Origin of the sequence: Paenibacillus sp. FSL L8-0644 (assembly GCF_038008165.1) — a bacterium.
GTDB classification, from domain to species: domain Bacteria; phylum Bacillota; class Bacilli; order Paenibacillales; family Paenibacillaceae; genus Paenibacillus; species Paenibacillus polymyxa_D.
The window spans coordinates 1,159,786-1,186,046 of sequence record NZ_JBBOYN010000001.1; the positions used below are offsets into that span (position 1 = coordinate 1,159,786).

Here is a 26,261-nt window from a genome sequence, read left to right on the forward strand (position 1 = left end):
GTTAGACAGTGGTTTGAAAACAAATAGAATGAACAAAAACAGAGAGGGCTCCAAGCGAATTGGAGCTCTTTTTGTTATGATAGCCCGCAAGATAACGTATGATTTTCATAAAAATGGGAACATTAGTTCTTATCAATGGAATATATGTATGAAAAAGGAGGCGGAATCTGTGAGTTCTTTAACGACTGAAGGCATGATTGAGCTCGTAACTAATGTCGGATTCCCTGCTGCATTAAGTCTGATTCTGTTAAAATACATCCTCGTCACTTTGAGTCGCAGATTAGAGGAGCTGGACCGATCTGTTAAGCAACTATCGCTATCTTTGGAAGAGATGGAGGCAAAGCAAGTGAAACAGTCAGAACAACCGTCCCCGGCAAATACGGACAAACTTCGTGCAGAATGAACAAAAAAAGGCAAATAGAAACAATTTAGCAACCCAATCGAGAAGCGAAATTCTTATAATAGAAATGTCTGCAGTTTATGCAGACATATGATTATGGAGGTGTATATAAGTATGAAATTAAATACGAAGCTATCCGCACTGTGCATTGCGGCCACACTTATGAGCGTGGCACAGGCCGCTGCTGCCGCGCCCGCTGTGACGGCTCCAGCGGAAGCGACGCAGCCGAGCGTTGCCAATTCGGCCGCATCCGCCCCGGCTCAGGTGCCAGCACCAGCAGCGTCTGCACCGGCTACGACTCCAGCCCCGGCGCAAGCGCCGTCGGCTCCAGCAAGCTCGCCCCCGGCTGCAGCCGGAGGTTCTGCCAAAGCCGCTACACCAGTAGCTCCGTCTGCACCAGCACAGCGTCCATCTACATCGGTAGCACCCGCGGCTGCTCCGATCGTACCTTCGACTGTGAAGCCGTCTAAGCCGCAACAGCCGTCCACTGCGGCGCCAGCAGCAGCGGCTACCAACGTGAAACCGACGCAACTGGACAAGCTGAACCACGAGAGTGCGGTTCCGCTTGTGCTGGAGGCGCAGTCTCGTTATCAATATGCAATCAGTGGTGGCAGCCCGGTGGGTAAGTCGTTCCAGTTGAACGGTAAAAGCTACCGCTATCTGTCCGAGGACATCGGTACAAAGACCAAATTGATCAGCTATCTGACGCAGGCCTACACAAAGCAGGCCAGTGAGCAATTTGTCGGTAAATTTTTCGTCGAAGTTAATGGCAGATTAGCTCAGTTGAACGCAGATGGTGGCAATTTGTTAGAGTTCAACCGGGCTACGGCGAAAATGGTAACCATGACTCCGGTGAAGCGCAGCTACCTGCTGACCGTGCCTTATCCGGCAGAAACCAAGCAGGCGAATGAGAAAATCACCGTGAATTTTGAAAAGGTCGGCAGCTACTGGAAAATCAGCTCTGCGCCGCATGTCATTTTCTAAATTAAGATTTTGCAACAGGCTTCATATGGGGTAAAGTGATGTTAAGGCTTGTTTCGTAAGCCTCAATTCAATGCAGGGGAGTGCTGTGCAATGATGACACCCATCAAGGTAAAAGACGTTAAGGATATTGAAAAAATCAATCAAATCGTATCCAATTATACGTATGACATCTGGATTCATGGCAAAAGCGGCATGGCAGATGCCAAATCCATTTTAGGCATGTACGTGTTGAAGCTGGATGAGCCGCTAACTCTGGTTGTACCTGACAATGTTAATCCCAAGAAGCTGTTCAAGGAGTTGGAGGAGTTTATCCATTTTCCTGCTCAAGAAGGATAAAAGGCAAGCAGGCACTTGTAAACACTGGATGATCTATTACTAAAATAACGCAAAGAAGCCGTGGAACCTAAGTCCCACGGCTTCTTTTTTTAGTGTTCTTTCTCATCCAAAAACGGGAGATTCACCGAATAGTACATAACCCCCATAAGTAGCACGCCGCCAACCAGATTTCCGAGCGTAACCGGAATGAGATTATGGATCACGCCAGCGACAGAAACTGTACCCGGATGGTCCAGCACGAGCGCAATGGCGAAAGTACACATATTAGCCACACTATGTTCATATCCCGAAATGAAAAAGCAGAACACAAACAGCATCATGGCAAACATCTTTGCACCATTTTCCTTCATAAACATGGGAACAAAAAAGGCAAGACAGACCAGCCAATTACACAAAATAGCTCGGAAGAATAGCTGCATTGCAGGCGCTTCCATTTTATGCTCAACCACGCTCAGTAGAAAGCTGTTCACGCTGGAGGAGTCAAACAGACCGGTCAAGTAAATAAGGAGTGCAAATACCCCCGCACCCAGCAAATTACCGCCATAGCTGGTAGCCCATAATCGAAGCACCTGCCCCCAGCGTAGCTTTTTACGGAGCGCAGCATAAGTGTAATAGAAGGTGTTACCTGTAAACAAATCCCCGCCGCCGTAAGCGATCAGAATGATAGCCGCTCCGAATGTGAGCGCCGCCATGGGATAAGTGAATGGAGAATGCTCCATGTAAAAAAAGTTGCCCGTCTTGAAGGCTACAATAACGCCGAACCCGATGAACATACTCGCCAGCATGGAACGTGCCAAATACCGGAGTAGGCTCTGCTTGTAAATTTTGTACTTCTTCATGGCTAGCTGTTCGACATTGCGTAAGCCTTCCGTCTCCATATTTAAGGACAACCTCCTATTTTCTCATATGTAAGTCTTTAAACAGACTTTATTTTTCCCGAAACATGTCCAGTCTATCAGCAATTCTGTTAGCTTAACAAACCAAGCTTTTGCAGTCCGTACAAAATACCGTCTTCATCTGCGCGTTTTGTGACCATTTTAGCTGCGGCTTTGGCTTCATCACAGCCGTTGCCCATCGCGACGCTGTTATGTATAGCTGTCAGCATCTCCACATCATTTAAGCCATCGCCAAAGGCGTATTGATTTTCAGCGGCAATGCCCAGTCTGGACGTAATTTCGCGGATACCCTTCGCTTTGGAACCAGCATGAGGAACAACGTCCACAGAACTCGGATGCCAGCGCACAAAGTCAAACGCCTTGAATACCGTTTCATAGAAAGGCTCTTCTTCTGCTGTACACATTAACAGCGTCTGATAAATATCTCTTCCTTGGAAATAGAGCGGATCGTATCCAACTGAAATCTTGGCCTTAAGCGTTTGGACCGATTTCTCTACAAGCTCATCGTTAGGAATATTGGCCTTCATGTCCATATGATCCATATATACAAGGGCATGATTATGTGTGAGGGCCAGATCGGTCATCGTTTGCAAGGCTTCTCTGTTCAACGGATTGGTAGCGACCACTTCCCCGCGGAGCACGACATATTGCCCATTAAAGCTGACGTAGGAGTCAATTTCCAACTGCTCGCGGATATCTTTGAACATAAAAGGTGCACGGCCTGTTGCAATGGCCACCTCATGTCCCAGCTCTTTCAAAGCAAAGACGGCCTTTTCTGCCGTTAACGGCATTTTCTTGTCATCGTCCAGCAATGTACCGTCAATATCGAAAAAGATAATTTTTTTGTCTGACATGTCCTTACACCTGACTTTCAATAATGTATTTGTCGAAATGAACTCATATGGATTCATTATATCAAAGGAACTGCTTCTGAATACACAAATACGTATAAATCCTCATGAATGTCCGACCTCTATAGCTTACAATATGAAATAAGGCTTACTGTAAAATATAATTTCTATCTCCTATTTTCATAGATGGGATGTGATCACCATGACAAAAATCCAAGTCACACCGGAGCAGCTGGACAGCGTGGCCTCCCAATTTGCCAATGCCCACGGCACACTGTATAACCAGTTAAATGGCCTGGATAGCACAATGAACCACCTTCACAGCCAGTGGGATGGTATGGAGAGGAATCGTTTTTATAATGACTATCGAACGGCTAAATATACACTATCTTCTATATTAAATAAGGTTCAATCCATTGAAATTGAGCTGAAAAGCATCGCTTCGAAATTTAGAAATGCGGATGGTGAAAGCACACGTGGCTTCTGGACAGCCCTAGCAGCGGCAATGAGCGCTAGCGCAGCGCTGGCAGGCAGTGGAGAGGCTGGAGATCATGGTGGTGAAATTGCGAAGCACCCCAAAAACATAGACGAATGGGAGCAGGCAGACGCGGTTAAATATCATCAATATGAGGAACTACTGAAAAACGCCGAGGCCATCGGCGACAAGCAGGTTATGCAGAAAATTCACGACCAGATGAATGTCCTGCAGCTGCAATATGAGGACTCCGTTACCCGTACAGATTACAATACAGGAGAGACCTCCAAGATCACATCCGATTCCCTTGTCGCCGTCACTGAACTGACAGGTAAAGACGGAAGCAAAACGGATATATCTATAGATAAAAAAGGGAATGTTGTGAGTTATGAGCAAAATACGGATAAATACGATTACTGGGTCCAAAAGCATACCCAATCAGCCGGAGAGCATGCTCTAGGTAAAACGGCCCAGACCGTCACCGGATATGGAATAGGTCTTATTTTGTCGCGCGGGGCTGGTGTTAGTGGGGGAAGTTCGGGCATCGGTACTGGCGCAGCCTCCGGCTGGGGGGAACACGTCGTCGGCATTGGTGGCGGCATGCTCAGTGACAAAGTACTTTTCTCTGTACCCGATGAGGGCGAAACCCGTACCATGATCTACCGAACGAATAAAGAAACCGGACATATTGAGAACATGATCATCGTCACCAAAGGTGAGAATGAAATGGAGTATCGCTATTGGGAGGATTATAACTAGATCTTGAGCAGTGAACGATAATAACGTGTTTAGGAGTACCCATAAAATCTACAGTCTTTTTTTCTAGAACAGGTGAGCGGCAGGTGGAAACTGTAAACTCACTAGCTGGAGAGGTCTGTGGATTTTTTTGTTTACCATTTTTTTCTGAATTCCGATATATTAAATAGATAGAATACATATCCAAGGTAATTTAATTGAATATTCGAAAAAGATTAAAGTACTAGTTTTAGAGGGAGAAATAGTAAATGAAAAAACCATCCATTAGTATTAGTAGTTGTGTTGTTTTGAGAGGGTAGGGAGAGGAGTTACGATATGCAACAATCAGAGACATTACTGTACACGTACAGGCTAACATTGAAAGATATCATGTTATTTAATTTTTGTTTGAAGTATCAGAAGTCTACTGGGCTTAAGTTGATGGCATCAATCCAGTTTCTGTTGGTCATTATGGCTACATACAAGCTTATAGTAGATAATGAAGTAGATCCTAATACGATAGCGATGTTCTTCTTTCCATTCTTAGTTTTTGTAATTATTCCTTTCTTTACTATTAAAGAAGTGAAAGCAAACTACCTAAATCACCCACAATGGCCTATTGAAAAAGATTATGAGTTTTCAAAGGAGGGTCTTCATTTTACGTACTCTGCGGGTTACAACTGGGATGAAGTAAAGGGGGTCATTAATACGCTGACTGCCTTTTATATATTGCTGCCTAATCATAAATTTATATTGGTCCCCAAGCGGATTTTTTCTAGTAGGCTGGAGCGCCGACAATTCAAAGAACTGTTGATAACCCAGATCGGATCAGAGAGATGGGATTATAAATTTATAGACAAAATGAGCGAATTAAATAGAAAATAATTATATTTATGGTAAATAAAATTAAAGGCTAATACATTTGTTAAAAGGAGGAACTCATATGTATCTTCTATTTTGTAGTGATCCTCTAAATTCTAAAAGTGTAGATATGGATTACCGTGAAGAGTGCGAGGTTGCACAGAGTCTTGGTTTTGATATAGGGTTGGTCAATTTTGATAATCTGATCGAGGATGAACGGGAAGGATCAGAGTCTAACCCATATATTGTTTCTAAGAATATGCGAGAGTATGTTGCTAAACAGGGAAGCGAGTACGTGAACGCGCTATACCGTGGATGGATGTTAAGGCCCAAAGTATATGGTGCTTGGACTGCAGCCTTGGAGGCCGATCGAATCAGGATGCTGACAAGTGCTAAGAGTTATAGGAACTGTCACTATTTTCCCGATTCATACTCGTTAATTCAAAATTTTACGCCTCGGAGTGTATGGCTGGAGCGGGACCAATTGGATGCGGAGCATATTCTAGAGGCGGTCATACCTTTTGGAACGACAGCAATAATGGTCAAGGACTTCGTTAAATCACGGAAACATGATTGGCTGGACGCCTGTTATATCCCGGATGCGTCAGATCAGGTGTATGTGGAACGGGTGATTCGTCGTTTTGTTGAACTTCAGGGGACAGAATTGAATGGAGGAGTTGTGTTAAGGGAGTTCGTACCTTTAGAATTTCTTACCCTTCACCCCAAAAGTGGCATGCCCTTGTCTAAAGAATATCGTCTATTCTTCATGTTCGGAGAGCCTGTTTTTACAGTTAATTACTGGGATGAGGCTGCATATGAGACCGTTCCTACAGATCTGGATGAATTTATTCAGATTGCCCGTCAAATCCAAAGTCCATTTTTCACAATGGATATTGCTCGTACACAAGCAGGACAATGGATTATTATAGAATTAGGAGATGGGCAAGTTTCGGGACTGCCTGAGCACACGGATCTTGAAGCGTTCTATACAAATTTAAAAAAAGCGGTGGTGAACCGTGGATTATGGTAAAAGGCACAGTGCTTCTGTTGAATTGGAAGGCTGTGCCTTTCTATCAATTTTGACATTGACATTTCACAGACTTGCAATTGGGGTAGCAAATGATGGATGATAGAAGAGGGCCTTTTATGTAGAAAATAGGGCTAAAGATAGAGAGGATACTAATAATAAATAGATCGGATTTACCGTATTTTTGTATATTATTGTAGAAAAAGATCGTAATTCAGGTTATAGTAAAGGAAGAAATTAACTAGGATACCTTTACCCAAATACGTAATTGTGGAGGGAAACATGAGTACATTTAAAAATTGGTTGAATACAACTAAAAAAGGACTTGGAGACCAAGTTAAGAAGTTTAAGAATAAAGATTTTATGGAAGCTGTTGTTGCAGGCTGTGCATTAGTAGCATTTGCTGACGGTACGATTAGTCCGGAAGAGAAAACAAAAATGGCCGGATACATAAATATCAGTGAAGAATTGAAAGTGTTTGATATGGGTGAGGTCATCAACCGTTTCAATCACTATGTAGCGAACTTTGAGTTTTCACCTGAAATCGGTAAACAGGAAGCACTGAAGGCGATTGGTAAATTGAAAGGTAAGCCAGAAGTAGGCCGACTCGTCGTTGGCGTATGTAGCGCTATTGGCGCAGCTGATGGTGACTTTGATGCCAATGAGCAGCGAATTGTGGCTGAGATTTGCGGCGCGCTTGGTTTGAATCCGTCTGAATTTAGTCTGTAAATTTTACGGAAGGGAGGTGTGTTAATCAGTGGCTGTAATTAATCTGGTCAAGGGCCAGAAAATTGATTTGACCAAGGGAAACACAGGACTGACCAAGGTTATAGCAGGATTGGGATGGGACCCTGTACAGTCCAAAGGATTTTTTGGCTTCAAGAAGCAACCCAATATTGATTGTGACGCTTCTGCCATTTTGCTGGATGCCAACGGAAAACTGACTCAGTCAGATAACGTAGTGTGTTTCCACAATAAAAAAAGTCCATGTGGCTCTGTCGTGCATTCCGGTGATAACCTGACCGGACAAGGTGACGGCGATGATGAACAAATTGAAATTGACCTGGCACGTATTCCTGCCAATGTCGACAAAGTGCTTGTTGTTGTGAATATATATGATTGCGTTAACCGGAAACAGGACTTCGGCATGATCGAGAAAGCGTATATCCGCATTCTGGATGGTGCTAATTCCAAGGAACTGGTGACGTTTAATTTATCTGATAATTATGAGGGGCTGACCGCACTGGTCTGTGGAGAACTCTATCGTCATAACAACGAATGGAAGTTTGCTGCAATCGGTGAAGGAACCCATGCCGTACATATTGATGTGCTGGCTCAGCGTTATATGTAATTTTAGGTTGCTCATACAAAACTTAATGTGAAAAGGGGTTCTTACTCATGGCAATTAACTTATCCAAAGGTCAAAAAATTGATTTGACGAAAACAAATCCAGGTTTGTCCAAAATCACAGTGGGTCTCGGTTGGGACACAAACAAATACGATGGCGGTAAAGATTTTGACCTGGACGTATCCGTATTTTTGGCTAATGCGGAAGGTAAAGTAGAGTCCGATAAGAACTTTGTCTTTTTTAATAACCCACAAAATGAGAACGGCTCTGTCGTTCATACAGGGGATAACCGCACAGGTGATGGCGACGGAGATGACGAGCAAATTAAAATTGATCTGGGTAGCGTGCCAGCTAACGTTGAAAAGATCGCTTTTACGATTACAATCTATGAAGCACAAGAACGCAGCCAAAACTTTGGACAAGTGTCCCGTGCTTACGCTCGTATCGTAAACGAAGCAAACAATGAAGAATTGGTCCGCTTTGATCTGGGAGAAGATTTCTCAATCGAAACAGGCGTTGTTGTAGGCGAACTGTATCGTCATAGCGGTGAATGGAAGTTCAATGCCATTGGTAGTGGCTACCAAGATGGTCTTGCAGGATTGACGCGCGATTACGGTTTGGCATAAAAAATCTATACAAAGAAAGCAGGTATGCGGAATGACCATTAGCCTTTCCAAAGGACAACGTATTGATCTGACCAAAACGAATCCTGGCTTGACTCGTGTCGTTGTAGGTCTTGGATGGGATACGAATAAATACAGTGGTGGCGCGGACTTTGACCTGGATGCTTCAGCTTTCCTACTTTATGAAGACGGCAAAGCCAAAGCTGCGGATGATTTTGTATTTTACAACAACCCGACAGGTGGAGCAGGATCGGTTACCCATACAGGCGATAACCGCACAGGTGAGGGCGATGGGGATGACGAGCAAATCATCGTTGATTTCTCGAAGATTCCTGCGAACATCCACCGTATCGGGATCACGGTTACCATTTATGATTACGAGGCACGCGCGCAAAACTTTGGTCAAGTGTCCAATGCTTTTGTGCGTGTGGTAGATGCAGCAACGGATCGTGAAGTGCTGCGCTACGATTTGGGAGAAGATTTTTCCACCGAAACGGCCGTCGTATTCTGTGAATTTTACCGTCAGAATGCAGACTGGAAATTCCAGGCTATCGGTAGTGGCTTTGCTGGTGGATTGGGTGCGCTTGCTAAAAACTATGGCTTGGACGCTCAATAATATCCACTTGGGGTGGTGTCCATAGGGCGCTACCCTTTCTTTTTAAGCTATTACATTGAGCATTTTGCATAAATCCCAAGAGCATTTTTAAATCAGCAATATATAGATCGAAACGCTTTAGTTCGTCTATATATTGTACTTATGAGCGTTGGGAATCGAATGATGCAAAATGCTACATTAGCGTACGCTGACACATGACAAACCGACAGAAAGGTGACACAATCATGGCTGTTATCGTAGTAAAGGGACAGAAGGCGGATTTGACGAAAACAAATCCGGGCCTGACCCATGTCAACGTAGGGATTGGCTGGGAGTCCCCAGCGTCTCTGGAGCTGGATACTTCGGCATTTTTGCTAGGTCCTGGAGGAAAAGTATCGGGCGATGAGGATTTAATTTTTTATAACAATCCGACCACGCCCTTTATCACCTATTCAGACGGACAACAGTCCGGTGACAAAAAGCAATTTGCCCTTGATCTGACGCGAATTCCTGCAAACATCGAGAAGATTGCGTTTACGCTGACGATTTATGATGCGGATCAGAAACGGCAAAATTTTGGACAGGTTCAAGGTGGGTTCATTCGTTTTGCTCATCCGGTTAGTGGAGAGGTTTTGCGGTTTAATTTGGACAGTGGATTTACAGTGGAAACTGCGATTGTTATTGGTGAACTGTATCGTCATAACGGGGAATGGAAATTCAACGCGATTGGCGCAGGTTTTTCCGGTGGATTGGATGCGTTGTGCGTTAATTTTGGGATTGAAGTGGAAAATAATCCGGCTCCGCCCACGCCAGTGCCTACACCTCCGTCTCCAGCGCCTCGACCAGCACCAACGCCGCCACCAGTACCACCTGCTCCGAAGCCAGAGCCATCTGCAACACCGGTGAATCTGAATCTGCGGAAAATTGAGCTGAAGAAGAAGGGCGACACCATTAATCTGAAAAAGGGCTCAGGCGGATTGGGTGAAATCCTGATCAATCTGAACTGGAATCAGGTGCAGCAAAGCAAGGGATTTTTTAATCGCGGCTCCAAGGGTGTCGATCTGGATCTGGGCTGCTTATATGAGATGAAGAATGGAGATAAAGGCGTTGTACAGGCGCTCGGGGAAGTTTTCGGTTCTCTAAATCGCTTTCCGTACATTGCTCTGGATGGCGACGACCGTACAGGCTCTGTGAAAACAGGGGAAAATCTTCGCATCAACGGTGCTAAAATTTCTGAAATTAAGCGAATTTTGGTGTTTACCTTCATCTATGAAGGAGTCACGAACTGGTCACAAGCGGACGGGGTAGTCACGTTGTACCAGAAGGATGGGCCGGACATTATCGTTCACATGAATGAACATGACAATCGCAAAGGGATGTGTGCAATTGCCATGATCCAAAATGTAAACGATGAAACGTTTAGCATTGAAAGACTCGTGCAGTTCTATGGCGGTCATCGTGAGTTGGATCGGGCCTATAACTGGGGCATGCGCTGGTCGCAGGGTAGCAAATAAATTGAATTATCGGAGGCACTCTTTTCATGTTGAATGATTTGTTTAAAAATATCAGCGAAAACTACGGCCATTTCTTTTCATGGAGTGATGTTGTAGGTACGCTTACTGATCCAGTGAGTTGGGGGATTATAGGAACTCTCATTTTGCTGGAAGGACTTTTATCGGCGGATAACGCCTTGGTTCTCGCAGTTATGGTTAAACACTTACCTAAGGAACAACAGAAGAGAGCCTTATTTTACGGGATTTTGGGTGCGTATATATTCAGGTTCCTGGCTATCGGCTTGGGTACATTCCTGATTAAGTTCACCCTGATTAAGGTACTGGGTGCAGCTTATCTGCTCTATATCGCTTATAAGGGCTTATTCAAGTCCGAAGGTGATGGAGAAGTGAAAAACAAACCTACTTCTTTTTGGAAAACGGTATTAATGGTCGAACTGATGGATATTGCCTTCAGTATTGACAGCGTCATTGCAGCTTTCGGTGTGAGCGAGAAAGTATGGGTTCTGTTCCTGGGTGGTATTCTCGGCGTTCTGATGATGCGTGGCGTTGCTCAAGTGTTCCTCAAGCTCATTGATAAATTTCCGGAACTGGAACAGACAGCCTTTATTATGATCGCCATTATCGGGGGTAAAATGCTGGCTGCTGCTTTTGGCTTTCATATGTCGCAGATTTTATTCTTCGGCATTTTGATTGCTGTCTTTGTAGGCACAATGGTTATCAGCTCGGCGAAAAGAAAGAAAAAGGCCGACAAAGAGGCTTAATGTACAAAGTATAGCGAAATCCCTCCTGAAACTAAGGGGGGATTTCTTTTATACCCGGAGCACAGGGCTTCAGTCAGGCAAGAAAGAGCAAGAGGAGGGGAAGAGCCCTGAAATATTTTAATGATTTAACCTCTGAGGAAGTAGAAGCGATCTTTTATACTCCACCGTTGGAGTTTCATAACCGTTCTCCCAAAAGTATATTGGCTTATGCGATAGGAGCGGCTTTGTACATGCCAGCGACCCGCTCGGAAGTAGCGGAAGAGATCAAAAATGGAAAACATGAAGGGTTAACAACGGTCATTTTGGATTTGGAGGATGCGATAGGGGATCAGCAGGTCGGTCAGGCAGAACAATCGCTGGCACAGCAGCTGCTTCAACTATTGTCCTATGTACGGACGGGGATGATGAGTGAACAGCAATTACCTTTGTTATTTGTGCGTGTGCGCTCTGTGGAGCAGTTGGAACGACTACTGAACGGTTTGGGTGAATCTTTGTCGCTGCTCACGGGCTTTGTCTTACCCAAGTTCTCTTCTGATAATGGACGAGCGTATTTTGCACTCATTGCAGAATATAACCGGAGTATGCATACAGGGGCAGGAAACGAAAACAACATGCCTGTGCTGTACGGGCTACCGATTCTTGAAAGCTCCAAAATCATTTATCGGGAAACCCGCTGGAAAGAGCTATTGTCGATTAAAGAAATCTTAGACGAGTACCAGGAATATGTGTTGAATGTACGCATTGGAGCAACCGATTTTTCCAGTCTGTATGGCTTGAGACGCAGCCCGGATATTACGATTTATGAAATTGCCGTCATTCGGGATTGCATCGCAGATATTATTAACTTGTTTGGACGCGTGGGCTCAAATTACGTCATTTCCGGTCCTGTATGGGAATATTTCTCTCACCGAGAACGTGTCTTTAAACCTCAATTAAGAGTATCTCCTTTCGAAGATGCACTTGGGAAGCCGGGCCGACACTTGCGGATGGACTTCATCTCAGATGCCGTAGACGGACTGATCCGAGAAGTCATGATGGACAAAGAGAATGGGATTATCGGCAAAACGATTATTCATCCCTCCCATATTAAGCCGGTACAGGCCATGTATGCGGTGACACATGAAGAGTATATGGATGCACTTGAAATTGTTGAGCGTAACGATGGTAGTCTGGGGGTATTCAAAAGTACCTATGCCAACAAAATGAATGAAATTAAGCCGCATTTGAATTGGGCTCATCGAATTATCAATAGATCAAAAGTATACGGGGTGTTACATGAACAACAACATTTTGTCAGTCTCTTACCCAACCACGAAAACACATCTGCTGCCAATCCTGGAGCAGTTCAGCGTTAAAATTACGGAGACACATAATCCATTCCGTCTTCCTGTGGACAAGCTGTTTGCGATGGCGGCACGGGTCAATAAAAAGCGTTCGTTTTTATTTGTCAGCAAGGTGCTGGGCAAGCATATTCCGGTAAACCCATACACCTCTCTGCTCAGTGGTGCGGCGCTGGCGATCCTGCTATATAAGGAGCTTGTCCCACAAGCGGGACAACAGATGGATGAACTGATTGGAGAGGCCGTGAGAGGACTACTTAACCCGGACTATGCGAAAGAGGCCTACCGAAAGCTGATGGATGAGCGTTTAGCTTTTGCTTTTACGGAGCCGATCAAGTTTGTTGGTTTTGCCGAGACGGCTACAGCATTGGGACACAGCATGTACCGATTGTTTGACGACGGTACCTCGTATATTCATACGACACGCGAGGATATCCCGGGCCTTCGGCCTATTATTCGGTTTGAAGAAGAGCATTCGCACGCTGTTGATCATCGTTGCTATGCACTGGATGAAGGTGCTTTTGCGGGTGATGGCCCGATTGTGCTGGTAGATGATGAAATTACGACGGGGAAAACAACGCTTAATATCATACGGGATATTCAGGAGCATTTTCCGCGTAAACAGTATGTGATTGCTTCGTTATTGGATTGGCGGACAGACAGCGACGAGCAGGCTTTCGCTGATCTGGAGGTAGAGCTAGGCATTACGATTACGCCTTTAAGCTTGCTCAAAGGCAAGATTGAGGTACAGGGAGTACCGATACTGGACCACGCAGAATATGCTGGACAGGCAGGGCACTCAGAACATGCAGCCACTAGCATGGCAGAGGTTAATAAAGATGCTTCTGGAATAATTGACCACCGTTTTGAACAGGAGGCTTCCGGTTTTGAGCGGGTAGTACACAGCTCCATGTCAACGGACGGGTACATCAATACAGCTCCTTATCTAAAATATACAGGCCGTTTTGGTCTACAATCCATTGACAATTCAGCGTTGGATGCAGAAATCACGCGTACAGCCGAACGACTGAAGCAACTTCGTTCTGGGCAACGCACGCTGGTTATGGGCACGGGAGAATTCATGTACATTCCAATGCGGATTGCAGCAGAGTTAGGCCCGGATGTGTATTTTCAATCGACGACACGCAGCCCGGTATATCCCCACCGAGAAGAAGGGTATGGAGTCGCTTGTGGTGTGACATATCCATCGCCTGAGGACAGTACGATACGCAATTTTATTTATAATGTAGACCCTGGTCAGTATGACGAAATATTCGTTTTGATGGAAAGGGAGTCGGACCCAGAGCGGATGAACCCCATGCTGGAGGCTTTGAACCGTCTGGGCTGCGATAAAGTGCATGTCGTTTATTTTAACGGTTTAACTAGACAGGAGAGTAAAGGAGCGCGGATATGAAGCAAGCACTCATGGAGCAAATACAGCAGAAGAACATTCATCCGCCCGAACCGCTAGGCAGTTATCCTGCCTCGGATGTCACATTTTTATTGAAGGATTTGAGTCGGGTTACGTTGGAAAAAGGGACGGAGGATCGTGAAGAGGCGATTCAGTCGGGCGTCCATTATTCAGAAATGCTGCCAGTGGAATATGAGCCCACCGCAGAGTATATTGCATTGTTTCACGAAACGCTTGCCCAATCTGCCCAAAAGGTTGCATTAGCGGCAGCTTCTGTGGCTGAGATGATTGTGAGAAAAAGAGGCTTAAATACGGCGATTGTTTCTCTGGCTAGAGCAGGGACGCCCATTGGTATCCTGATCAAGCGTTATATTGACTGGAAGTATAGCGTATCCTTGCCGCATTACAGCATTTCTATTATTCGTGGCAAAGGCATTGACCGGAATGCGATATTATACATTTTACAGCAGCATGGGCTGGGGATTGAACTTCAGTTTGTCGATGGCTGGACGGGGAAAGGGGCAATTCGCCAGGTATTGATTGAGGCCTGTCGTGAGATGAATGCGGATTACGGGTTGCGCCTAAATGATGATCTGGCGGTGCTGGCCGATCCGGGCAGATGTTCAGAAACCTTTGGTACACGAGAAGATTATTTGATTCCAAGTGCTTGTCTGAATTCGACTGTATCAGGTTTGATGAGTCGGACGGTATTACGCGACGATCTCATAGGCCCTGACGATTTCCATGGGGCCAAATTTTATGAATCCTGGCGGTCAGTGGATCAGTCCAATACGTTTGTGGATACGGTATCCGGGTATTTTCAAGACGTGGCTGAAGCGGCCGTTGCATATGCTGAACTAATGACATTGAATCCGCCTGCGGTGACATGGCAGGGCTTACGGGATATTGAGGCGATTCAGCAGGCATTTGGCATTCGGGATATCAATCTGGTCAAGCCCGGAGTGGGGGAGACGACTCGTGTACTGCTGCGCAGAGTGCCGTGGAAAATTCTGATTGATCGCGAAGATAATCCGAATCTCCAGCATATTATGCTGCTGGCAAAGGATCGTGGAGTGCCTGTAGAGGTATTTGAAGGATTGACTTATTCCTGCTGCGGAATTATCAAGCCGCTCAAGGGGGGACAAGAATGATCTACGCAAGTGATCTGGATCAGACACTGATTTACTCCAAACGTTCGCTTGGCGTACCGCTGGAGTCCCCTGGTCTGTTGCCTGCGGAACAGATAGACGGGGCGACGTCGGCTTTTATTTCTGAACAAGCCCTGCAATGGCTAAAGACACTGCCTGAAGATGTGATGTTTATGCCCGTGACGACTCGGACGATGGAACAGTATCGACGAATCACCGTGTTTCAGACGGAGTTGGTTCCCGCATATGCCGTGACGAGTAATGGCGGAAACATCATCGTTGGAGGCGAGGTGGATCGAGAGTGGAATCGACGTATTCATGAACAAGTGCGCCGTGATGGTGCTCACGCGGAAGAAGCACGTCAGGTGTTCGGGCAGGTGCTGCATGAAGATTGGGTGGTAAACGAACGCTTTTGCGACGAGTTATTCTATGCTTTCATGATTGAACGGGATCGTATGCCGCTGGAACAGGTGCTGGAGAAGGCGCGAATCATGCGTGAAATGGGCTGGGAGGTATCCATTCAAGGTCGTAAGGTGTATTTGGTACCTGCAGCCGTGAATAAACAGGCAGCCGTGGAGCATATCCGTAACCTTACGAATGGAGGGACCGTGGTTGCGTCCGGTGACTCTTTGCTAGACCGTTGTCTGCTGGACTATGCCGATTATGCGATTGCTCCGCGTCATGGTGAATTGTATCGGGAACAACTGCGGGATAAGCTGGAGGTCAATTATCGTTTTACAGAAGTGTCGGGGGTTTATGCAGCGAACGAAATCATGGCGTATGTTCATGAAATACACCGGAGTGTGTTCGCAGCTCAAACTTCATTTTCAGAATAGATAGGGGACGTGGCTCTGTGAAGAAGGTTAAAGTGTATTTTAACCGCTGGTTTTCAGTGGCGTATCATTATATGAATGCTATTCGTAACAATAAGGACGGTATTCCGTTCGAGATCTATGCGACGCACTCTGATCCGCAGCATATGGCGTTACAGGCCAGTGATGTAGCTGAAGTAGAGCCTCGCACCAGTGGTGTGGAGTACGCACGGTTTTGCGCTGATTTTTGCAGACGGCACGGAATTGATGTCTTTATCCCACGGTGGAATATGCTCGATATTAGCAAGCATCTTTATTTGTTCGATGATATTGGGACAAAAGTGATGGTATGCCAAGATACCGAACTGCTGGAGCAACTGATGGAAAAGGATCTGTTTTATGAATCCATCCGTCAAAAGGACATTGTCACGATTCCCGATTATGCCATTGCCAGCAATGCCGAGCAGTTTAAACAGGCTTATGAGTCGTTAATAGCACTTGGGCATAAGGTATGCTTTAAGCCATGTAATGCAGAAGGCGGAATGGGCTTTCGTATCATCGACAATGAACGTAATCCGCTGGACGAACTGTTCGGACATGCGCTGAATCATATTTCGTTCGAGGAAGCACACCGCGTATTGTCATCCACAGAATCATTTCCCAATCTGATGGTGATGGAGTTGCTGGAGGGATACGAATACAGTATTGACTGCCTGGCTGACCGGAACGGAAAGCTGCTAGCAGCAGTTCCGCGTAGGAAGGCAGGAGGACGATTACGGCTGCTGGAGCAGCATCCCGAGCTGTTGGAGGTGGCACAGAAGGTCGCTGAGGCGTATCATATTCCGTACAATTATAATATTCAGGTAAAATATAACGGCGAGCATGCCAAGCTGCTAGAGATCAATCCGCGGATGTCCGGAGGACTTCATGTATCATGTTTGTCAGGTATCAACTTTCCTTATCTAGCGGTGAAATCGGCCTTGGGTCATGAGATCGGTTCACTTCATCCGCAATACGACATTTTAGCCAGTCATATCGAGCAGCCAATCACCATACGTAAATCCGTACATTGACACACACAAATATTGTTTTCTACAATATGGTAAGGGTTTACGTCAGGAGGTACAAGCTATGACGTCAAAAATGTGGGGTGCCACGATTGCTGTGGTTAGCTACCTGATTGCGCTTTTACTAAGTTTTTGGTTGCCACTGTTTGTGTGTTTGGCGATTCCGATCCTTGGTTTGGGAGGATACAGCGCCATCATGGCTGTTCGCCATCCTCGCCCCAATCTGACCGGTTCCGTGATTCCGGTGGTGCAGGAGCAGGTCGGTGAGACACAGCAGCATGAAAAGGAAGCTGCCGTTCGACCGGAGTCTATGACAGGACAAGTACGTCAACCAGATCAGGTGAGCAGTGAATTTGCTCAGGTGATGGAGTATTTGGAGGTACTGGAGGATATGGTGATCTCCGAGGGACAGAAGGATGCGCTTGATAACGAGATTGTCGAGAAGGCGCTGGCTCTATTTGCACGTTTGCAGCGGGTCATTCCGCTTTTGCATGAACTGAACAACAGCGAAGTGAATCATACGGTTCGGAGATTGATTTTGAAGGATTTGAATGGGCTAATTAATCCGTTCCTTCGGCTCAGCGGCGATGCGAAGCGGACCAACCGGAGGACGTTGTTAAACGGATTACGGGATGTGGATAATAAAATATCAGTAATTGTATCCACGGTGGAGCATAAGGATCTCATGGAATTACAGAGCAAAGCGGAGCTTATTCACCAGCGTTATAGCAGTTCCGAATTGTAGGCGATTTGTAAGAAAATAAAAAAGTAGCAAATTAGCTGCTCTGAAAAACAACGATTATACTTGGGAACAGTTGTTTTTTAGAATAGGAGGTAGCGTATGGCGACCCCATGGGCTGAGTTGAAAAAAGAAGATGAACAGAAGGTGACTGAGGAGGCTTCACAGCTGATTCAGAAGGTATCACAAAGCGATGTCATGAGCTTGGATACCTTAATGGATGATATCGGTAAGCTGGGGGTTAAAACGCAGGAACGTGCGGGGCAGACCCTTAAAATGCTGGATCGTCCGGTAAACGACCTCATGTCCGGTGATCGGGCTGAGGTATCCAATATGATCTTAAAGCTGCGTGATGAATGTGAAACGCTCCAGCAGAGCAAAAATGTGAGTTTTTTTGGCAAGCTTCTGCGTAAAAGCCCGTTAAAAAACTACATTTACAAGTATCAGTCGGTGAAGACGAACATCGAGAAAATCATTACTGCCTTGAGAGATGGTAAGGATAATCTGGAAGAAAACATCGTCAGCATGAGACAGTTGAAGAAAGCCTCCATTGAAGAAATCTACAATTTACAGACGAAGATCGCCTTTGGTAATCGCCTGAAAGAACTGTTTGAGACCGAGATTGCCAAGCCGGAAAATGAAAACCGCAAGCCTCATCTGGAGCGGGGATTGCGCAAGGTGGTTACTCGTACGCAGTCTATGACCGAAATGATTTTGTTATACAATCAGGCGATTGCGGCAACGGATATTATTAATGATAACAATGATAAACTGATTGATTCTGTAAATAATGCGATTGATAAAACATCGAATCTGATCACTGTATCGGCTATGATCGCGATGGCGCTGGCCGATCAGGACAAAATCATTTCAGCCGTCGATGCGACCAACCGTACCATTGAAGATCAATTCAAGGAAAATGCGAAGCTTCTCAAAACGACGACCGAGAGAACGACAGATCTGCTTAGCAAGCCTTCTATGTCACTGGAGGCTGTGAATCAGGCGATTGGTGATTTGGTATCTGCTTTGGATCTGTCTGAAAAATCAAACCGTCGGATTATTGAAAGCTGCCATGATTATACAAGTAAAATGACAGCAATCAATGCCAACCTTAGCCAACGTTTGGGGATCGAAGGGAAAGAACCTTCCAAACCGCTGAAGGATAGTAATTCTTCTGAGGGTTTAAGCTCGTTTTTGAACTGATGACAATGTAGAATAATAGACCAATCTATGAAAAAGACGCCGGGATGACTCCGAAGGGCGTCTTTTTTTGGTTTGCCAGCAGCTAATAAAGGACATGATGAACATACATAGCATTCTCGTGCATAAACTCTTAAAAAGCGAATGACAAAAGGAGAGAGCGAGCGTATGATGTCTTTTATTTTGGGCTGTGTCATTGTCTATTTACTTGTGGCTGCCAGTAGCGAAAAAGCAGATTCAATTGTGGAGTTAAATGATTCTGTGAAATAAAATTTTTTATTGAAAATCATGCATTTTCTGATAGGATAGAGTTAAATATTGGAATCCAAAAGGAGAATGCATGCTGGAATTTTCATTTGAAATCATCGACGAATCGAAAATTAACATTGTATATCAGTATGGAAGCAGCAGCTTCAATTTTAATTTATTTTTTAACTACGGTGTGTGGACGCTGCATCCTTTTGACGGGATTCTACTGCAGAACAAGGAAATGTGCCGTCTGATCGTTACGGATCTGTTTAAGAACAAAGATTTTCATGTCATGCTGGCACGCGAAAATATTTTATTATCAACCCTGCGTACCTCTATTGATCTCAATCCCGAAACTCGGGGAGATCGATATCAGGAACAGGAATTTGATGAACTGTCTGATTTTGCCGAGACACACAGCTTTGAAGAGGTACTGCAAATCGAGCAGGATTCCGTCCGCGAACGTATGGACTTTTTCCAAAACATCATTCAAAAAATGTATATGGAAGGATTCGGCCCCGAAGACAATGATTTTAACAAGGTACAAGCTATTCTTCGAATCTATAAGGCTGCACATGACCAACTCGGAGAATTAAGCGACTTTCCCCTGAGAGGCGACGAACGACGCAGATGGTAGAGTAGACGTACTAGACGTACAAACGCAAACATCATAGAGGAGCGTGGGGAACATGAGCAGTATTTCTTTACTTAAAAAGAATGCGCAACTGGTACTGACTAAAAAGAATCTAACGAATGTGACTGCGAGAGTTGGATTGGTGCTCGATATTTCAGGATCTATGAGAAGTTTGTACAAAAATGGTACCGTTCAAAAGGTGTTGGAACGAATTGTTGCAGTAGCGAGTGCTTTGGATGATGATGGTGTACTGGACGTATGGGTGTATGATCACCGTTTTTCACGGTTACCTTCCGTTACCGAAAATGATGTTGACAACTATGTTGAAAGACATATTCTGTCCAATGATTATTTGCCCAAGTTCGGTCGTAATGATGAGCCGCCTGTGATGCGCGATGTCATCGCCAAATACACCAAGGAAGAACCCTCTTCTGATCCGGCCTTTGTTATTTTTATTAATGATGGCGGTGTGAAGCGTGGAAAAGGAGACAACATCGACAACGCGGTCATTGATTCGTCAGGAGAGCCGATTTTCTGGCAATTTATAGGTGTGGGTGAGTCCGATTTTGGTGTATTAAAGAAGCTCGACAACATACAAGGCCGTGTGGTAGATAACGCTAATTTTTTTCAAATACAAGATATCGAATCTATGGAAGATAATGAATTGTACGAACTATTGCTTAACGAGTTCCCGTCATGGCTGCAAGAAGCGAAGGAAAAGCATATTTATTAAGGATACTAAGTGTTGTACTAGTACTATGAGCCCTTTTCAAAGCTTAATATATAAAAAAATGCAAAAAGAGAGAGTTCCGCTAGCAAACGCTTTGCGAAACTCTCTTTTTCTTTACACACCTCTAAAACGTATAGAATCTCCACGGAGGTTGCCAGCGGAGCGGGCAGAATTGTTCTGAAGAAGCGAAGCGTTCGCCTTTATCCCCGGATTTTACCCTTACAGGTTCTATTCAATAGAAATCCGGGGATAACAGCGATCGGAAGAACAATCTGCACGCGCAGCGCTCACCAACCGCAAGAAAGCTTCTCATACCACCCTAACTTATCCCCATTAGTATCATCGAGCAAAGGATAAGCCCTGCTCCGCACCCCGAAGTATATACCTTGAGGTGGCGGAACATGGATGTTTTCCAGGCTGACAAAGATTCATCGGAACGCAAACGCTCATTTTCCTCTCGTAATGCCTTGGATTGACGAATGAATAACTGTCCGATGTCGGCAAATCCCCGCAGGAAGAGGGTTAGAAAACCGCTTTGCAGAACGTGGAAGATTGCACCGATCACCAAGCCCAGCAACCCCAACAGGAATAACAGATTTGCAGTAGCCATGTGTTCACGACCATTCAAGAGATGGGGGGTGGCGTACAGAAACCCTAAGGTACTGACAATCAGGGCGATGATCCCAAAACGTAAAATCATTATTTTTCGACCCGTTTCGCAAAGCGCAGGTCTGGGTTCGAACGAGCATCAAATACGATACCTTGAATCTTAGGGCTGATTAATGCAGTGTCCGCAGAGAACTGGATCGGAATAATCGGCAGATCTTCCATCAATACGTCTTCTGCCTGATGGAGCTGTTCAAAGCGTTTTGCCGGATCAAGCTCAAAGGTTGAGGATTCAATCAGTTTGTCATACTCCGGGTTGCTCCAGTTGGTAAAGTTGTTCGAGTTTTTGGAAGTATAATGCCCCAATACGCCGAGCGGATCCAGGAAGTTTCCTTCCCAGCCCATACGGGCGATCTGGAAGTTCTTCTGTTTAAAGGTATCAATGTACGTTTTCCATTCCTGATTCTCCAGCGTCACTTCAACACCCAGGTTTGTTTTCAGCATTTCCTGAATCGCTTCAGCTACTTTTTTATGCTTGTCCGAAGTGTTGTATTTGAAGGTGACTGGTGGCAGCTTGGTCAAACCTTCTTCTTTCAGACCTTCGGCCAGCAATTGTTTCGCTTTTGCAGCGTCAAACTCATAGTATTTTTTCGGTGCTTCATCACGGAAGTCCTTGCCGGATGGTGTTGTTGTTCCGTATGGAACATAACCGTAAGCCGGAGTTTCGCCACCTTTGGTTACGCTGGTAGCCAGTGCTTCGCGGTCAATAGCATAGGCAATGGCTTGTCTGATTTTTTTATTGTCAAACGGCTTTTGTTTTACGTTAAAAGAATAGGTGTACACACTGAAAGACGGATGCGACAGGAATTCCTTGTTGCTCTTTTCCTGATCCAATGTATCTACGGGAAGGCTCAAAATCAGGTCCAGATCGCCCGTTTTGTACATTTGATAATACGTTGTGGAGTCTTGCACCATTTTAAAATTAATCGTTGCCATTGTAATGGCATCTTTGTTCCAGAATTGATCGTTTTTCGTCAGCGTAATTTGTTCGTTATGTTTCCATTCCTTGGCTACATACGCACCGTTGCCGACAATTGTGCCCGCTTCTGCTGCCCATTTGTCATTTTTCTCAACAACTGATTGGTTTACTGGCAGATAAGCATGACCCACGGCGATCGTGGGGAAGAAGCTCAGCGGTGATTTCAGCTCAACTACAAGAGTTTTATCATCTTTGGCAGTAACACCCACGTCTTCAATTTTACCTTTGCCTGTGTTGTACGCTTCGGCACCTTTGATATAGTAGAGGGCAGAAGGATCGTAGGCAGCTGTTTTTGGATTTAGTACCCGTTTCCAGGAGTACTCAAAATCCTTAGCTGTCAGTGGGTCACCATTCGACCATTTTGCACCGTCACGAATAGTAAAAGTGTAGGTTTTGCCGTCAGGAGATACGTCTACTTTGCTAGCAGCGCCTTCTACGATTTTACCGGCCTTATCGTATGTATACAGCCCTTCGTACAAGTTATCAATTACAAAATAGGACGTTGTATCTGATGCGAAAGCAGGGTCTAGCGTATAAGGTTCTCCACCTGCCAGATTGGCAGTAATTTCTTGCGGGATATCTGCTTGAGGCGCAGCGGACGGGTCGTTGCTTGCTGTTTTGTCTGTAGTACCAGAGCATCCAGCCAAAGCCGTTACGGCCAAAAGTAAGATGATCGTCATCCAATGCATTTTTTTCATCGTGGTTTTCCTCCATTATTGTGGTTAGTTATGCAAAAAATAAAGTACACCGTACCGGGGTTTATTCATCCTCCTTTCCCGCAGGTATGCCGCGTGTGCGCACTTCGATAAAGGAACTGCCGTTCTTCCTGCGGTTAGGCGAGAAGCTGCGGATCATGGTGACATCCCTCCTTGTCCAATTGGGATCTTTCTGTTGTTAATGCTGTGAACGCGGGTCAAGTGCATCCTGAAGCCCATCTCCAAGCGTATTGAACGCTAGCATGGTGAGCGATATCATCAGCCCGGGGAAAAATAGGCGCCACCATTGACCGCTTAAAATAACGCCAAGTGAATCGTTAGCCATCGTCCCCCAGCTGGCCGAAGGAGACTGAATCCCCAAACCGAGAAAGCTCAGGAACGATTCGGCAAAAATAGCCGACGGAATAGTGAACGTTAAATTCACGATAATGATTGCCGCTGCGTTTGGTAGCAAATGTCTGAAGATAATACGCGAATGAGATGTCCCCAAGCTACGGGCTGCCAACACATATTCCTGCTGCTTCAGCTGTAAGATTTGCCCACGTACTACACGTGCCATACCGACCCAGCCAGTAATAGATAATGCAATAATCATCGTGAGCAGACCGGGCTTCATAATGACGAGCAGCAGAATGATGACTAGCAGATAAGGAATACTATACAAAATTTCAATAATACGCATGAGAATGCTGTCGATCCGGTCGCCCGTTTTACCCTGCCCAGCACAATAGCCAGCAACACAGCCGACGAGAATGCCAAGCACCAAATCAATGGCGGCAGCGGCAAAGCCGATCATGAGTGAAATTCTAGCCCCGGCCCATGTCCGTGCCCATACGTCCCTCCCCAGATCATCCGTGCCAAACCAATGCTCTTTGGAAGGAGAGAGATTCGTCTTCAAAAGAGATTGATCACTAGGTGCATAAGAAACCATGGAAGGTCCAACAATCGCCAGCGCAATAATAATGATTAGTAGGGAAAGCCCCAAAAGAGCAAGCTTGTTGTTGAAAAGTCTGCGTAGCCGATCCCGCCAGAGTGATTCTTTGGGTCTGGTCAACGTGGCGGTGGGGATCTGGCTGCGGTCTACAAGACTGAACAGACTGTCCTTTTCGACAGTAGGTGCTGCTTTCATGTTAATCTCCTTTACTGACTAATTTGATTCGTGGATCGACAAGGCGATAGGAAATATCAATTAAAAATAAAGTAACGACTAGAATGGCACTGTAGAAAATGGTCGTCCCCATAATCACTGGATAATCCCGGTTAAAGATACTATCTACGAAGTATTTACCGATGCCGGGAATGGCGAATATTTTTTCAACGACAAAGGTACCTGTAATGACGGAAGCGAATAGCGGTCCGATAAAAGAAAGCACCGGAACCAACGCGTTGCGTAATCCGTGACGCAGAACTACTGCCCAAGAAGACAACCCTTTCGCTTTGGCAGTGCGTATGTACTCCTCATGCATGACTTCCAGCATACTCGTCCGCATAAAGCGGGCGATAACAGCAAGAGGTGAAACAGCGAGAGCCAGCGATGGGAGCACCGTATGCTGCCAGGTTCCCCATGAGGCGACCGGAAGAAGGTGCCATTGAACGGCAACATACTTGATTAGCAACGGTGCCAATATGAAGCTGGGTACGGAAATACCAACAATGGCGATAAACATCGACATATAATCCAGTGGTCGATTATGGTGTAGAGCAGCCAGTGTTCCAAGCGAAATTCCGGCAATAATCGCGACCACGATGGATTGAATACCGAGCAATGCAGAAGGTGGAAAACCTCGGGCGATGAGCATATTGACGTCCGTCGTTTTCGATTGAATAGACGGGCCCATATCCAGCACTAGCAGATTTTTGAGATACAGCACATACTGCACAGCGAGCGGCTTGTCCAGATTGTACCTGGCACGCATGTTTTGCAATACCGCTTCCGGAATGGTTTTGGAATCGTTCGAGAATGGGTCACCCGGAATGATGTGCATGATGATAAACGTTAAAGTGACGATAATCCACAGTGTAATGAACATCGTAAAAAGACGCTTTAAAATGTACATGGGGCTTAATTTCTCCTGTCTATCAAGCTGATTTACATACTATTGCTGCTAAAAATTTAATATAAGTAAAAGTATATAAGAATACTAGGAAATAATAAGACGGTTTAGGTGACATGTCAAGGTAAGGTTTTACATTATAGAACACAGGTCAAATTTTCGTCACAGGTTTTCCATTTATATAAGGCTAAGATTCCGCTCATTCCTCTCGACGAGTATCCTGCGGTGTGTTATGATGATACTCTGATAACGTGTTAACGAACTAAAGCGTTTGCCACCTGTTCTTGGATACGGGGGTCACCATTGTTGGAGGGGAATAAGATGAGAAAAGCAGCCATGTTTACGATGTTAATTGGATTGATGATGATCGTGTTGGCCGGGTGTTCCGGCGGTAAGGACGACAGTAAATTGATTATTGGCATTGATGATAAATTCGCCCCGATGGGCTTTAGAGATGAAAATAATGAGCTGACCGGCTTTGATATTGATTATGCGAAAGCGGCCGGGGAACAAATGGGTAAACAGGTGGAATTTCAGCCGATTGACTGGTCTGCCAAAGAATCCGAGCTGAACAGCGGACGTATTGATCTCATTTGGAATGGATACACCATTACGGATGAGCGTAAGGAAAAAGTGCTGTTCACGAAGCCATATCTGAAGAACAGTCAGGTCATTGTCGCTCCGGCTACTTCCAGTCTTTCCAAGCTGGCTGATCTGGCGGGCAAAACGGTGGGGCTCCAGACGCTGTCTTCAGCAGCCGACGCACTGGATGCGAATCCGATCAAAAGTAAATTGAAGTCAGTGTCTGAGTACCCGGATAACGTTCTTGCTTTGACAGATCTGAAAACCGGGCGTCTGGATGCGGTTGTCATTGATGAAGTCGTTGCCAAGTATTATATGTCGAAGGAACAAGGGACGTATAAGCTGCTTGATGAATCATTGGCCCCTGAGGAATACGGCATCGGTGTGAAAAAAGGGAATGAAGAGCTGTTGACGCAGCTGCAATCCGCTTTGGATGAGCTGCACAAGAACGGAAAAGCTGCTGAAATTTCGAAAAAGTGGTTTGGTGAAGATAAAGTATTAAATTAATACGTAGTGTATTGAACTAAG

29 protein-coding genes are annotated in these 26,261 nt (G+C 45.4%); 23 read left to right on the top strand and 6 right to left on the bottom strand.

All coding sequences use genetic code 11. From position 1 onward, the window contains the following. Positions 1 to 169: 169 nt before the first annotated feature. The 3 genes from NSS94_RS05165 (at position 170) to NSS94_RS05175 (ending at position 1,720) form a co-directional block, all read left to right on the top strand. Entirely contained in the window at positions 170 to 403 is a 234-nt protein-coding gene (locus tag NSS94_RS05165; RefSeq protein ID WP_039272563.1) for a hypothetical protein, read from the top strand. A gap of 111 nt (positions 404 to 514) precedes the next feature. Continuing rightward, positions 515 to 1,384 (top strand): DL-endopeptidase inhibitor IseA family protein, encoded by an 870-nt coding sequence (locus NSS94_RS05170; protein ID WP_341038824.1) that lies wholly within the window; start codon positions 515 to 517, stop codon positions 1,382 to 1,384. Positions 1,385 to 1,474: 90 nt separating this feature from the next. Beyond that, positions 1,475 to 1,720, top strand: coding sequence for an HPr family phosphocarrier protein (locus tag NSS94_RS05175; RefSeq protein WP_023987189.1), 246 nt, complete (start codon positions 1,475 to 1,477; stop codon positions 1,718 to 1,720). Positions 1,721 to 1,809: 89 nt separating this feature from the next. Here the strand turns inward: NSS94_RS05175 and NSS94_RS05180 are convergent, their stop codons facing one another. Further along, a complete protein-coding gene (locus NSS94_RS05180) occupies positions 1,810 to 2,598 on the bottom strand; it encodes a formate/nitrite transporter family protein (RefSeq protein WP_341038826.1) in 789 nt (262 codons plus the stop codon). 89 nt (positions 2,599 to 2,687) lie between these two features. Beyond that, complete coding sequence (locus tag NSS94_RS05185) at positions 2,688 to 3,470, bottom strand: Cof-type HAD-IIB family hydrolase (protein ID WP_029517570.1); 783 nt, start codon at positions 3,468 to 3,470, stop codon at positions 2,688 to 2,690. Positions 3,471 to 3,669: 199 nt separating this feature from the next. On the opposite strand from NSS94_RS05185, the gene NSS94_RS05190 reads away from it, so the two are divergent. The 19 genes from NSS94_RS05190 to NSS94_RS05280 all read left to right on the top strand — a co-directional run bounded on the left by NSS94_RS05190 (position 3,670) and on the right by NSS94_RS05280 (position 20,739). Further along, complete coding sequence (locus NSS94_RS05190; protein WP_340931441.1) at positions 3,670 to 4,701, top strand: WXG100 family type VII secretion target; 1,032 nt, start codon at positions 3,670 to 3,672, stop codon at positions 4,699 to 4,701. A 447-nt stretch (positions 4,702 to 5,148) separates the two neighbouring features. Continuing rightward, positions 5,149 to 5,562, top strand: a complete 414-nt coding sequence (locus NSS94_RS05195) for a YcxB family protein (RefSeq protein ID WP_341038827.1) — start codon at positions 5,149 to 5,151, stop codon at positions 5,560 to 5,562. A 58-nt stretch (positions 5,563 to 5,620) separates the two neighbouring features. Next, complete coding sequence (locus NSS94_RS05200) at positions 5,621 to 6,568, top strand: ATP-grasp domain-containing protein (RefSeq protein ID WP_341038829.1); 948 nt, start codon at positions 5,621 to 5,623, stop codon at positions 6,566 to 6,568. 279 nt (positions 6,569 to 6,847) lie between these two features. Continuing rightward, entirely contained in the window at positions 6,848 to 7,294 is a 447-nt protein-coding gene (locus tag NSS94_RS05205; protein WP_013369616.1) for a tellurite resistance TerB family protein, read from the top strand. A 28-nt stretch (positions 7,295 to 7,322) separates the two neighbouring features. After that, entirely contained in the window at positions 7,323 to 7,916 is a 594-nt protein-coding gene (locus tag NSS94_RS05210; RefSeq protein ID WP_069012933.1) for a TerD family protein, read from the top strand. A 47-nt stretch (positions 7,917 to 7,963) separates the two neighbouring features. Further along, the gene (locus NSS94_RS05215) at positions 7,964 to 8,539 is read left to right on the top strand and encodes a TerD family protein (RefSeq protein WP_013308970.1); all 576 of its coding nucleotides are present in this window, start codon (positions 7,964 to 7,966) and stop codon (positions 8,537 to 8,539) included. A gap of 31 nt (positions 8,540 to 8,570) precedes the next feature. Further along, complete coding sequence (locus NSS94_RS05220) at positions 8,571 to 9,152, top strand: TerD family protein (protein WP_023987194.1); 582 nt, start codon at positions 8,571 to 8,573, stop codon at positions 9,150 to 9,152. A 224-nt stretch (positions 9,153 to 9,376) separates the two neighbouring features. Next, positions 9,377 to 10,645 (top strand): TerD family protein, encoded by a 1,269-nt coding sequence (locus tag NSS94_RS05225; RefSeq protein WP_029517566.1) that lies wholly within the window; start codon positions 9,377 to 9,379, stop codon positions 10,643 to 10,645. A 26-nt stretch (positions 10,646 to 10,671) separates the two neighbouring features. Beyond that, on the top strand, positions 10,672 to 11,406 hold the full coding sequence (locus NSS94_RS05230; RefSeq protein ID WP_029517565.1) for a TerC family protein: 735 nt from the start codon (positions 10,672 to 10,674) through the stop codon (positions 11,404 to 11,406). 167 nt (positions 11,407 to 11,573) lie between these two features. Next, positions 11,574 to 12,761, top strand: a complete 1,188-nt coding sequence (locus NSS94_RS05235) for an HpcH/HpaI aldolase/citrate lyase family protein (RefSeq protein ID WP_341038830.1) — start codon at positions 11,574 to 11,576, stop codon at positions 12,759 to 12,761. Between the two features lie 52 nt (positions 12,762 to 12,813). Continuing rightward, entirely contained in the window at positions 12,814 to 14,160 is a 1,347-nt protein-coding gene (locus tag NSS94_RS05240; RefSeq protein ID WP_341040393.1) for a phosphoribosyltransferase family protein, read from the top strand. Further along, positions 14,157 to 15,308: a cysteine protease StiP family protein gene (locus NSS94_RS05245; protein ID WP_341038833.1), complete on the top strand. Its 1,152-nt coding sequence runs from the start codon at positions 14,157 to 14,159 to the stop codon at positions 15,306 to 15,308. Before NSS94_RS05240 ends, NSS94_RS05245 begins: the two co-directional genes overlap by 4 nt. Then, a complete protein-coding gene (locus tag NSS94_RS05250; RefSeq protein WP_039272506.1) occupies positions 15,305 to 16,141 on the top strand; it encodes an HAD family hydrolase in 837 nt (278 codons plus the stop codon). The genes NSS94_RS05245 and NSS94_RS05250 overlap by 4 nt, the downstream gene beginning before the upstream one ends. A 17-nt stretch (positions 16,142 to 16,158) precedes the next feature. Continuing rightward, positions 16,159 to 17,190: an ATP-grasp domain-containing protein gene (locus NSS94_RS05255; protein WP_341038836.1), complete on the top strand. Its 1,032-nt coding sequence runs from the start codon at positions 16,159 to 16,161 to the stop codon at positions 17,188 to 17,190. Positions 17,191 to 17,248: 58 nt separating this feature from the next. Further along, complete coding sequence (locus NSS94_RS05260) at positions 17,249 to 17,929, top strand: hypothetical protein (protein WP_029517559.1); 681 nt, start codon at positions 17,249 to 17,251, stop codon at positions 17,927 to 17,929. Between the two features lie 96 nt (positions 17,930 to 18,025). After that, positions 18,026 to 19,126, top strand: coding sequence for a toxic anion resistance protein (locus NSS94_RS05265; protein WP_039272510.1), 1,101 nt, complete (start codon positions 18,026 to 18,028; stop codon positions 19,124 to 19,126). A gap of 141 nt (positions 19,127 to 19,267) precedes the next feature. Continuing rightward, complete coding sequence (locus NSS94_RS05270) at positions 19,268 to 19,393, top strand: hypothetical protein (RefSeq protein WP_277884418.1); 126 nt, start codon at positions 19,268 to 19,270, stop codon at positions 19,391 to 19,393. 70 nt (positions 19,394 to 19,463) lie between these two features. Then, positions 19,464 to 20,009, top strand: a complete 546-nt coding sequence (locus NSS94_RS05275; RefSeq protein ID WP_029517557.1) for a hypothetical protein — start codon at positions 19,464 to 19,466, stop codon at positions 20,007 to 20,009. Between the two features lie 52 nt (positions 20,010 to 20,061). Continuing rightward, the gene (locus tag NSS94_RS05280) at positions 20,062 to 20,739 is read left to right on the top strand and encodes a vWA domain-containing protein (protein WP_029517556.1); all 678 of its coding nucleotides are present in this window, start codon (positions 20,062 to 20,064) and stop codon (positions 20,737 to 20,739) included. Between the two features lie 316 nt (positions 20,740 to 21,055). Here the strand turns inward: NSS94_RS05280 and NSS94_RS05285 are convergent, their stop codons facing one another. The 4 genes from NSS94_RS05285 to NSS94_RS05300 all read right to left on the bottom strand — a co-directional run bounded on the left by NSS94_RS05285 (position 21,056) and on the right by NSS94_RS05300 (position 25,154). Continuing rightward, positions 21,056 to 21,346, bottom strand: coding sequence for a DUF3899 domain-containing protein (locus tag NSS94_RS05285; protein ID WP_238437970.1), 291 nt, complete (start codon positions 21,344 to 21,346; stop codon positions 21,056 to 21,058). Positions 21,347 to 21,435: 89 nt separating this feature from the next. Further along, positions 21,436 to 23,079, bottom strand: a complete 1,644-nt coding sequence (locus NSS94_RS05290) for a peptide ABC transporter substrate-binding protein (protein ID WP_069012387.1) — start codon at positions 23,077 to 23,079, stop codon at positions 21,436 to 21,438. A 196-nt stretch (positions 23,080 to 23,275) separates the two neighbouring features. Further along, positions 23,276 to 24,226 carry an ABC transporter permease gene (locus NSS94_RS05295; protein ID WP_165150033.1) on the bottom strand — a complete coding sequence of 317 codons (951 nt, stop codon included), beginning with the start codon at positions 24,224 to 24,226 and terminating at the stop codon, positions 23,276 to 23,278. A 1-nt stretch (position 24,227) separates the two neighbouring features. Then, complete coding sequence (locus NSS94_RS05300) at positions 24,228 to 25,154, bottom strand: ABC transporter permease (RefSeq protein WP_341038840.1); 927 nt, start codon at positions 25,152 to 25,154, stop codon at positions 24,228 to 24,230. Between the two features lie 318 nt (positions 25,155 to 25,472). Here NSS94_RS05300 and NSS94_RS05305 point away from each other — a divergent pair, with 318 nt between their 5' ends. Continuing rightward, positions 25,473 to 26,240, top strand: coding sequence for an amino acid ABC transporter substrate-binding protein (locus NSS94_RS05305; RefSeq protein WP_039272524.1), 768 nt, complete (start codon positions 25,473 to 25,475; stop codon positions 26,238 to 26,240). The last annotated feature ends 21 nt before the right edge of the window (positions 26,241 to 26,261 follow it).

Coding starts and splice junctions, on each gene's coding strand:
- NSS94_RS05170 (WP_341038824.1), top strand. CDS start 515: ATGAAATTAAATACGAAGCTATCCGCACTGTGCATTGCGGCCACACTT.
- NSS94_RS05175 (WP_023987189.1), top strand. CDS start 1,475: ATGATGACACCCATCAAGGTAAAAGACGTTAAGGATATTGAAAAAATC.
- NSS94_RS05180 (WP_341038826.1), bottom strand. CDS start 2,598: ATGGAGACGGAAGGCTTACGCAATGTCGAACAGCTAGCCATGAAGAAG.
- NSS94_RS05185 (WP_029517570.1), bottom strand. CDS start 3,470: ATGTCAGACAAAAAAATTATCTTTTTCGATATTGACGGTACATTGCTG.
- NSS94_RS05190 (WP_340931441.1), top strand. CDS start 3,670: ATGACAAAAATCCAAGTCACACCGGAGCAGCTGGACAGCGTGGCCTCC.
- NSS94_RS05195 (WP_341038827.1), top strand. CDS start 5,149: ATGGCTACATACAAGCTTATAGTAGATAATGAAGTAGATCCTAATACG.
- NSS94_RS05200 (WP_341038829.1), top strand. CDS start 5,621: ATGTATCTTCTATTTTGTAGTGATCCTCTAAATTCTAAAAGTGTAGAT.
- NSS94_RS05205 (WP_013369616.1), top strand. CDS start 6,848: ATGAGTACATTTAAAAATTGGTTGAATACAACTAAAAAAGGACTTGGA.
- NSS94_RS05215 (WP_013308970.1), top strand. CDS start 7,964: ATGGCAATTAACTTATCCAAAGGTCAAAAAATTGATTTGACGAAAACA.
- NSS94_RS05220 (WP_023987194.1), top strand. CDS start 8,571: ATGACCATTAGCCTTTCCAAAGGACAACGTATTGATCTGACCAAAACG.
- NSS94_RS05225 (WP_029517566.1), top strand. CDS start 9,377: ATGGCTGTTATCGTAGTAAAGGGACAGAAGGCGGATTTGACGAAAACA.
- NSS94_RS05230 (WP_029517565.1), top strand. CDS start 10,672: ATGTTGAATGATTTGTTTAAAAATATCAGCGAAAACTACGGCCATTTC.
- NSS94_RS05240 (WP_341040393.1), top strand. CDS start 12,814: ATGGCGGCACGGGTCAATAAAAAGCGTTCGTTTTTATTTGTCAGCAAG.
- NSS94_RS05245 (WP_341038833.1), top strand. CDS start 14,157: ATGAAGCAAGCACTCATGGAGCAAATACAGCAGAAGAACATTCATCCG.
- NSS94_RS05250 (WP_039272506.1), top strand. CDS start 15,305: ATGATCTACGCAAGTGATCTGGATCAGACACTGATTTACTCCAAACGT.
- NSS94_RS05260 (WP_029517559.1), top strand. CDS start 17,249: ATGACGTCAAAAATGTGGGGTGCCACGATTGCTGTGGTTAGCTACCTG.
- NSS94_RS05265 (WP_039272510.1), top strand. CDS start 18,026: ATGGCGACCCCATGGGCTGAGTTGAAAAAAGAAGATGAACAGAAGGTG.
- NSS94_RS05270 (WP_277884418.1), top strand. CDS start 19,268: ATGACAAAAGGAGAGAGCGAGCGTATGATGTCTTTTATTTTGGGCTGT.
- NSS94_RS05275 (WP_029517557.1), top strand. CDS start 19,464: ATGCTGGAATTTTCATTTGAAATCATCGACGAATCGAAAATTAACATT.
- NSS94_RS05280 (WP_029517556.1), top strand. CDS start 20,062: ATGAGCAGTATTTCTTTACTTAAAAAGAATGCGCAACTGGTACTGACT.
- NSS94_RS05285 (WP_238437970.1), bottom strand. CDS start 21,346: ATGGCTACTGCAAATCTGTTATTCCTGTTGGGGTTGCTGGGCTTGGTG.
- NSS94_RS05290 (WP_069012387.1), bottom strand. CDS start 23,079: ATGAAAAAAATGCATTGGATGACGATCATCTTACTTTTGGCCGTAACG.
- NSS94_RS05295 (WP_165150033.1), bottom strand. CDS start 24,226: ATGAAAGCAGCACCTACTGTCGAAAAGGACAGTCTGTTCAGTCTTGTA.
- NSS94_RS05300 (WP_341038840.1), bottom strand. CDS start 25,154: ATGTACATTTTAAAGCGTCTTTTTACGATGTTCATTACACTGTGGATT.
- NSS94_RS05305 (WP_039272524.1), top strand. CDS start 25,473: ATGAGAAAAGCAGCCATGTTTACGATGTTAATTGGATTGATGATGATC.